At 66.8% G+C, this 8,255-nt stretch carries 7 protein-coding genes; 3 read left to right on the top strand and 4 right to left on the bottom strand.

Translation table 11 applies throughout. From position 1 onward, the window contains the following. The first annotated feature begins 541 nt into the window (after positions 1 to 541). On the top strand, positions 542 to 1,096 hold the full coding sequence (locus MKK84_RS24835; protein ID WP_243924702.1) for a class I SAM-dependent DNA methyltransferase: 555 nt from the start codon (positions 542 to 544) through the stop codon (positions 1,094 to 1,096). Between the two features lie 38 nt (positions 1,097 to 1,134). On the opposite strand, the gene MKK84_RS24830 is transcribed toward MKK84_RS24835, so the two are convergent. Then, entirely contained in the window at positions 1,135 to 2,454 is a 1,320-nt protein-coding gene (locus MKK84_RS24830; RefSeq protein WP_243924700.1) for an APC family permease, read from the bottom strand. Positions 2,455 to 2,689: 235 nt separating this feature from the next. On the opposite strand from MKK84_RS24830, the gene MKK84_RS24825 reads away from it, so the two are divergent. After that, a complete protein-coding gene (locus tag MKK84_RS24825; protein WP_243924698.1) occupies positions 2,690 to 3,838 on the top strand; it encodes an acyl-CoA dehydrogenase family protein in 1,149 nt (382 codons plus the stop codon). After that, complete coding sequence (locus MKK84_RS24820; protein WP_243924696.1) at positions 3,835 to 4,374, top strand: cytochrome b; 540 nt, start codon at positions 3,835 to 3,837, stop codon at positions 4,372 to 4,374. The genes MKK84_RS24825 and MKK84_RS24820 overlap by 4 nt, the downstream gene beginning before the upstream one ends. A 309-nt stretch (positions 4,375 to 4,683) precedes the next feature. On the opposite strand, the gene MKK84_RS24815 is transcribed toward MKK84_RS24820, so the two are convergent. The 3 genes from MKK84_RS24815 to MKK84_RS24805 form a co-directional block, all read right to left on the bottom strand. Next, positions 4,684 to 5,568: a hypothetical protein gene (locus tag MKK84_RS24815; RefSeq protein WP_243924694.1), complete on the bottom strand. Its 885-nt coding sequence runs from the start codon at positions 5,566 to 5,568 to the stop codon at positions 4,684 to 4,686. 151 nt (positions 5,569 to 5,719) lie between these two features. Then, positions 5,720 to 7,474: a DEAD/DEAH box helicase gene (locus MKK84_RS24810; RefSeq protein WP_243924688.1), complete on the bottom strand. Its 1,755-nt coding sequence runs from the start codon at positions 7,472 to 7,474 to the stop codon at positions 5,720 to 5,722. Further along, positions 7,474 to 8,205, bottom strand: coding sequence for a hypothetical protein (locus MKK84_RS24805; RefSeq protein WP_243924686.1), 732 nt, complete (start codon positions 8,203 to 8,205; stop codon positions 7,474 to 7,476). The genes MKK84_RS24810 and MKK84_RS24805 overlap by 1 nt, the downstream gene beginning before the upstream one ends. Positions 8,206 to 8,255: the final 50 nt, after the last annotated feature.

Below are 8,255 nucleotides of genomic sequence, written 5' to 3'. Positions count from 1 at the left end.
CGGACGGCAGCGGTCGCTGGCAATCGCAGCCAACCGTGCCGCGTCGGTCGCATCGAGGAGCACGCATACCGTCTGAGCCATCGCCCAGACTCGCACGTCTCATCCTACGCGTGAATCCTCCGTCCGCGTCACTGCACTAGGAGCTGGCTGCTCGACGTTCAGACCAAGCATAGCCGTGCGGCCTATGGGGGCATCTCTGATGAGGGGTAGCCGAGGGTCCGGTCTCAATCGCAACAGCATCGGAGCGGGCGACTGCGCTAGCGCCAAAGCGTTTTCTCGAAAGAACGCCGGCGCCTGTGCTCGGAACTGTCCCGACTGCGTGCTGTTCCCCAGTCTCACAGTTACTGGCACCCTGAGGTGTATTGTGCGCGTACGCGAGCCCGTCTCACGCCGTCACATGCTCCAGTCCGGAGCCGTTGCCGCCACGAGTACCTTAATCGGGATCAGAGGAGCCACAGGCTTGGAGACGACTTCCGACAGTCCCTCCGACGCTGCGACCGGCCGTCGAACGAAAACTCTGGATCAAGATTACTTCAGGGGCATGTACGCGACCGAGGCGGATCCGTGGCACTTCGCCACGAGCCCGTACGAGCGCGACAAGTATGCCGCGACGCTTGCCGCCCTGCCGCGCGCTCACTACGCATCGGCACTGGACGTGGGATGCTCCATCGGCGTGTTCACTCATCAGCTCTGCCGGCGCTGCGATGCGCTGATCGGGCTCGACGTGGTGCCGTCCGTTCTGGATGCCGCGCGGGCGCGATGCGCCGATTGCCCGAACGCGCGCTTCATGTTGGCCGCTGTTCCTGACGCTTGGCCAGACGGGCGGTTCGACCTCATCGTGATCTCGGAGGTAGCGTACTATCTCGACCGCGCCGATCTCACGCGCTTGGTCGCGCGTGTCCGAGGCGCTCTGTTACCCGAGGCTGATATCGTTCTGGTCCACTGGCTCGGCGTGACCCACTATCCCCTCTCCGGCGACGAAGCAGCCGAAGGCTTTATCGCGGGCGCTCGGAATTTTGCGACGGTCGTGAAGCAGTCGAGGACCGCTGAGTATCGGCTCGACGTGTTACGCGGCAGCAAATCCGACGCCGGCTAGAGCGGGGCGATCACATCGCGGGAGCATGGCCGTCAGGCTCAGCGCCGCGTTCGCGCCTTGGCGGCTGCGTACAGCACGAGGCCGATCAGCATCATGAGCAAACCCGCCAGGGACTGGAAGGGTCTCACCGCCACGAGATAGACCATCATGAACAGGGTGACCGCGAGGAAGACCAGCGGCGTGAACGGGTAGCCCCAGGTCCGGCACGGTCGCGGTAGGTCAGGCCGCGTTATCCGGAGCTTGATCAGGCCGAGTACGGTCAGGAACGAGCAGGCGATCAGTCCGAACTGGACGAACTCAAGCACCGCCTCGAAGCTCTGCGTCAGGAGCAGGAGGCTGGCGACGCCGCATTGGAGCAGGATGGCGGCAGTCGGTACGCCGTTGCGCGAGCGGCGCGTGAACACCTGCAAGGGCTCTACGTCTTCGCCCATCGCCACTGTCACGCGGGGACCGATCCACGTCATCGCGCTGATCGTCGGGATCAGGCCGGCGCAGATCAAGATACCGACCAGGCGGCCACCCGCTTCACCGAAGACATGACGCCCGGCGATCAGGGCGACCTCGACTTGGCCAGCGAGCTCCGCCAGCGGCGTGGTGTAGAGGAACACCGCGTTCAAGGCGACGTAGAGCACAACCACAGCCCCCGTCCCGGCTAGCAACGCCCGCGGCAGGCTGTGATGTGGATCGCGGAGCTCGCCAACGATGTAGGTCGCGGCGTTCCAGCCCGAGTAGGCGTACATCACGAAGACCAGGCTGACCGCGAAGCCGGCGCTGACGATCTGCGTGAGGTCGAACGCGCTGAAGGCGAAGCTGATCGGTTGGCCACCGCCTCGGGCGAAGCCCACCCCGATGAAGACGACGATCAGAGCGAGCTTCAGCAGCGTGAAGGCGACCTGAAACACGCTGCTGTGGCGCAAGCCACGCAGGTGGATGGCCGTGACAATCCAGATCAACGCGAGGCCGAGCGGAAGTGCAGGCGCGCCGGGCAGTACAGCTTCGGCGTACCGCCCGAACGCCATAGCGGCGAGCGCCACCGGTGCAGCGAACCCGACGGTGGCCGAGAGCCAGCCCGCCATGAACCCGACCGCCGGGCCGTACATGTGTGAGAGGAAGTTGTACTCGCCGCCGGAGCGGGGAAACATCGTGGCGAGCTCGGCGTAGCAGAGCGCCCCGCAGAGCGCGACGCCGCCGCCGACGACCCACAGCAGCACCAGGGCGAAGCCGGACGTGACGTCCCGGGCCTGGAACCCCAGACTGGTGAAGACCCCGACGCCGATCATGTCGGCCACCACGATGGCTGTCGCCGTCAGCGTGGTAACAGCCGGCAACCTTCGGGTGGCCGTCGGTCGGTCTGTCATCTCTGCCACCTGCCGGGATCCATCGCGCTGATGCGCATGCTCACGAGAAGCCGAGTGAGCAACAGCCTGTGCTGCGGATGTAACAAACCGCGTGACCGGCCGCGGTGTAACCGTCGATTAAGTCGCACGCCGTGATGGACCGTAAACCGGGAGACTGGAATATCTTCCGGCAGCGGCCGTTCGCCGACGATAGAGCGCGAGCATGGCGCTTGTCGCGGCTTCGCGGGAGAACACCATGGATCAGCGCACGCCGCTCGACCTGACGTTTGACGCCGTCGCCGCGGCACGCGCGGTGTCACAGTCGGCAGCGCAGCGCGCGCAAACGCAGGATCGCGATGACGGCTTCCCAGCCGAAGACGTCGCCGACCTAGCACGTCTGGGCTTGCTCGCGGCGCCCGTCCCGTCCTGGGCTGGCGGTGCTGATCTCGGTGAGGAGTCGGGAGCCTCCAGGCTCGCCACGGTATTGCGATCGGTGGGATACGGCAGCCTCGCCCTCGGGCGGCTCTACGAGGGTCACGTCAACGCCTTGCAGCTCATCGCTCGGCACGGTGACGCCGGCCAGCAAGAGCGCCTGTTCGCAGATGCTCTTGCTGGCCACCTGTTCGGCGTTTGGAACACAGAGCCGCCCGAGGGCGGCCTGGTCCTGCAGGATGGCGTTGACGGCATGTCGCTCAGCGGCGTGAAAACATTCGCCTCTGGGGCGGGCTTCGTCACCCGTGCGCTCGTGACGAGCCGCGCTTCGGCCGGGACCGGAACCCTGATGCTGGTGGTGCCTCTAAAGCCCGGGACCCGGAGCGACCTGTCGGCGTGGCGAGCCCACGGCATGCGCGCCTCGGCCACGGGAACTCTCGACTTCGGCGGCATCGCCGTGGCGGCGGAGGACGTTCTGGGCGACCCGGACGACTACTTCCGCCAGCCAGATTTTTCGGGCGGCGCGTGGCGGTTCGCGGCCGTGCAGGTCGGAGGCATCGAGGCTGTGTTCGACGCCTGGCGGGGGCATCTCGCCGCGACCGGCCGCGGCGGCGACCCACACCAGCTCGCGCGTCTCGGCGAGGGTGCCATCGCGGTCGAAGGGGCCAGGCTGTGGGTGAACCGCGCTGCGGAGACGGTTTCCGAGGGCATCCTTCCGCCGGAGCGCGTCGTCGCACTCGTCAATCTGGCACGGCTAGCCGTGGAGCGGGCCGGGCTCGACGTGCTGCAACTCGCCCAGCGCTCGGTCGGTCTGCAAGGATTCCTGCGCCCGCATCCCCTGGAGCGGCTGTCTCGCGACCTTGCCACCTACCTGCGCCAGCCTGGGCCGGACCGGGCCCTCACCACGTCCGCCGAGGAGATCCTCAGGGCCGGAGGCATGGCCGGGGACCTGTGGGACGGGACCATTGCGTGAGCGCGGCCAGCGGTACCGACGCAGCCCCGGTCGTAGTCGGGTGGCTGGATACACCACGCCGCTACGGCCGCGTCAGCCGTGCGTTCCACTGGCTGATGGCCGCGCTGTTCTCGTGGCAGTTCGCAGGCGCGCTGCTGTACGTCGCCACCGGCGACAACGCAGTGACGCGCATCGTCGGCGGCAGCCACTTCACCTTGGGCTTCACCCTGTACGTGCTCGTGCTGCTGCGCGGTGCCTGGGGCTTGGCGAACATGGCCCGGCGCCCGCCACATCCGGGGCGACTTGGTCGCGCCGCGGTCGCTGTTCATCTTCTCATCTACGCGCTGATGGTCGTCGTGCCGGGCCTCGCGCTGCTGCGCCAATACGGCTCGGGCAAGCCGTTTACGCCCTACGGCATCCCGGTGATGCCCGGGCGCGACGAGAAGATCGCCTGGATGGTTGCCCCCGGTGATTTGCTCCATCACTGGCTGGCCTTCACGCTCTTGGCGGTGTTGGCCGGCCACGTCGTCATGGCCTTCCTGCACCGCAAGCTCTGAAAGGAGGACGTGCTCGCGCGGATGACATGAAGGGGTCAAAGGGGCGGCGTAGTTGGCAGGTGGCGCTTTCGGGATGCCGTACCACGCCGCGTCCGCTTCCGACCCGTGAGCGGACCCTCAGCTGACAGACTCGAAGTCGGCGAAGGGTCATCTACTGCCGGGACCGAACATCTAGCCGGTCAGGTCAGCTGGAGCTGCGGTGGAAAATACTTCCGCTTTCGGTGATCGCTTGAGCGCTCGTGTACGGCTGGGTTGGGTCGCAAGCAGACCGGCGACAGCGATAACCGAGCTTTGAAGCCGAAACGCCTGTCAGCCTGTACGCTCGCTGGATGGCGCCCAATCCCGGGGGTCGATCTTCCGGACTGGGGAGGCCCGGAGCGGGGCCGCTCGGCGTCCGGCCACTCGGCGATCATTCTCGATGTGACGGCGCGGCCGCAGGTTCGGCAGCGGCGCGCGCTCCTCTTCTTTCGGCTCCAGCCACGGCGCGATCGGCGCCCTCGGCGACAGGACCTCGATGCTGGTGAGGAACTGAAGCGCCGGCACGAGGTAGACGAGCGCCGCATGCCAGTAGGCATAGCGCAGCTGCTCCTCCAGGACCTCAACGCCCGTGCGGGTGTAGGTCAACTTGCAAAACAGACCCATGTCGCGGCTGTCGCCTTTCGAGAGCGCGACCTCATCGTGGCTGGTGAACCACGGCTTGCCATCCGGGCCCTCGCCGCAGGGTGTGAGCTTGGTTCGCCACAGCGTGATCTTGCCATTGGTCGATTTCACCGGCTCGATCTCGATGCCGCCGGCGACCTCCGGGCGGTTGCGGATCGCGGCGGTCATGAGCCAAGCGGGCGTCGCGTGCATCGCGGTCGAAGTCATCGCCTCAAGGCTCGCCTTGCCGCGAAGCCCGACTTGGACGGGATAGGGCGTCAGATCGAGCGGGCACAATGCCGAACCAGCCGCAGCCTTCTGCAGCGTCTCGCTGAGGACCTGAAGGTGGGCTTCGATCGTGATCGCGTCCGGATGGGGGTCACCCATGGCCGGCGGCATCCCGGGCTCACGGCTCCAGTTGTCGACCCGACCGCCCATGGCGACCATGCGCCAGACCGGGTCGGACGCGCATCGCGGGCCGCGGATCGGGCTGTCCTCCCGCCGCTTCGGCAGCTCGTCGCGGATCGCCCAGCGCAGTGCGTCCTCGATCGTCATCTTACGGCGCTTGCTTGCGCCTTGGGTGGTGCTCTGCGTCGTTGCCGGCACTTTTCTCTCCAACCCACGCTGGATGACCGAGTCGTCGACCGGCGGTTTCCGCATACGCAAGCGAAAATTTGAGCGCGCGACAAAATATCGGAGCTGCGTGTTACCGCCTTTTTCTACGAGCTTTGGGTCTATGTTCCGAAAGCCACGCCAGGCCCTTCTCAATGTGAATTAGGCCGTTTGGCTCGCGGGTTAGACCGAGCTTAGCAAGCCTACTCGCATCAGTTCTTCCGACGCGCCTAACAAAGGCAGCAAGCGTTTCAAATCCCGCCGGAAACCGCGTTACGCATCTCCGGGGCCAAGTCTTCCACCATAACATTGCATCCTGCACCTTGACTGAACCGTCATCCTCCAAGGGCAGGCCTGCCTTTTTTGCCAAATGGACCTGCTTACGCGTGGTGCTCATTCGATCTGCAAACTGCCGCATGGTGTCGCCGGCAAATCTCGGCTTGGCTGCTCCATTCGACTCGATCCATGCGATAGCCGGTTCAACAATGATCCAGCCATTTGGCGCGGACGGCATGCCGGCTTTCACCAAGTGGTATATGCGCCTGTAGGGGATCCCTACACGTCGAGCGAAAATCATCTGCGGTTCACAAGCGCCGTCTGGGTAGCCGAACGGTGGAATGTTGCCATTGGGCCTCCGAACTTCCTGTAGGTCCGCGAAGACCTCCTGGATCGTACGGTCAGCGACAGCGTAGGCGCGTCCACATTCAGGGCATGCCCAGGCCATGGGGTGAACGGCTGAGCATTCCGGGCAACGCCGAAGGCGCTCGACGTTAAATGCCATGCGCCGCCGCGCCGGCTGATCCAAAGACCACTCCACCGCGTCGTCCGGCAACCCGTGCTCGTAGAACAGTCCCGCGTGATCGAGGATGATCGTGGCGCCCTTCCCGGGCGCTGCCCGCAGTCCCCGCCCGACCATCTGCCGATGCAGCGCGAGCGAGCGGGTCGGCCGCAGAAAGATCACTGCGTCGATCACGGGCAGATCGAACCCCTCGGTAAACACCTCGACGTTCGTGAGCACCCGCAGGCGCCCGGCCTCAAGGGCGGCGATCGACGCGTCGCGCTCCTCGGCCGGCGTGTCGCCGCCGACGTGCGCGGCCGGGATGCCAGCGGCGTTGAACCGGGCGGCGAGCGCCTTGGACGCCTCCACCGTGACGCAGAACGCGATCGCGCGGGCGTCATCGGCGTGACGTCGATAGTGCTCCACCGCGTCGCCGACCAGCGTCGCACCGGACATGCGTTCGGCGAGCTGCTCGCGCGCCCAGTCGCCGGCCCGCACATCGACGCCCCGGAGGTCCGGGATCGTCGGGGCGAACAGCCGGTAGGGCGACAGGTGCCCCGCCGCCATCAGCTCGGCGGTCGTGGGACCACAGATCAGCTCGGCGAAGAAGTCGCCGAGCCCCTTGCCGTCCAGGCGCTCTGGCGTCGCCGTGAGGCCCAGGTGACGCACATCTGGGAAGCGCGCCCGCAGAGCGGCCCACGACTTGGCCGCGACGTGATGCGCCTCGTCCCAGATCATCAGGTCGGGCGACGGCAGCGCATCGGCGCGCCGCGTGAGGCTGCCGATCGCGCAGACTTGGACGGGTCGATCGGGCTCGAACGGCCGCCCGGCGCCGACGACGCCGTGGGGTACGCCGAGGCTTGTCATAGACCGGCTTGTCTGTCCGACGATCTCCCGTCGATGCGCGATCATCCAAACCCGCTCGCCGACCGCGGCGGACACGCCGGCCACATGGGCGGCTATGTGCGTTTTCCCGCCTCCTGTTGGGAGCTGGAGGAGGACGGAGCGGTGCTCAGAGAGAGCCGCGCCGACGCGACGCACGAGGTCGATCTGATAGGGGCGAAGCTGCATCAGGCTGCAGCCTGCATCGCCAGGATGTCCCGCACCAACCCGGCGATCAGCGTCGGCTCCGGATCCGTGTCGTCATCCAGGTCATTCTGTGCCAGCCGCGCCTTGATCCGCAGCCCATCGAGCGTGTGCGCCGTGGCGTCGCGGATCGCGCCGTCGAGTTCGGCCTGGGCGTCGTCGAGCGCTTCCCACTCGGCGTTGGCCACATCAAGGCCACTCACCGTGTAGATCCGATCCAGCTCGGCTCTCCAGTCGTCCCAGGCCCTGACGATCGCGTCAGCTCTAGCCTGCGCCTCCGGCCATGCCACGCGCCGGCCGATCGTGCAGTCCGTACCGTGAAGCACGTGCCCCTCTGGGAAGGGCTCGTCAACGACCCGGGTCCGCGGGCGCCGCAGCGGCCCCGCTCGACCGCCTGCGCCCGGCGCCTGGACAGAGTACCAGAGCCGGCCGGAGCCGTGTGACGTCGCGAGCCCCAGGAAGCCGAATGCCTCGTCTCCAGCCTGAACGAACACGGCCTCGGGTGGCGCGGGGAACGGCGTTGCGTCCGATAGATCGTCTTGGCGCTTGCCCGCCGCCTTTGCCGCCGCCTCAGCGAGGCCGCGGCGGTGCCAGAGGTCGAGCAGTTCGGTGTCTGGATGCGTGTCGCCTGCCAACACAGGCACGGTCAGGGCGGTGGAGGTCGCGAGGCCAGCGAGCAGCGCTCGCCGACTCGTGCTATGGGCACGGTCAGCCATTTTCGATCTCCCAGGGATCGAGGGTGGTTAGGGCCGTGGCAAGGGGTAGG

It is taken from the genome of Methylobacterium sp. E-065 (assembly GCF_022829605.1).
GTDB lineage: Bacteria > Pseudomonadota > Alphaproteobacteria > Rhizobiales > Beijerinckiaceae > Methylobacterium.
The sequence above is the reverse complement of the archived record's forward strand: the minus strand, read 5'-3'. Positions and strand labels throughout refer to the sequence as shown.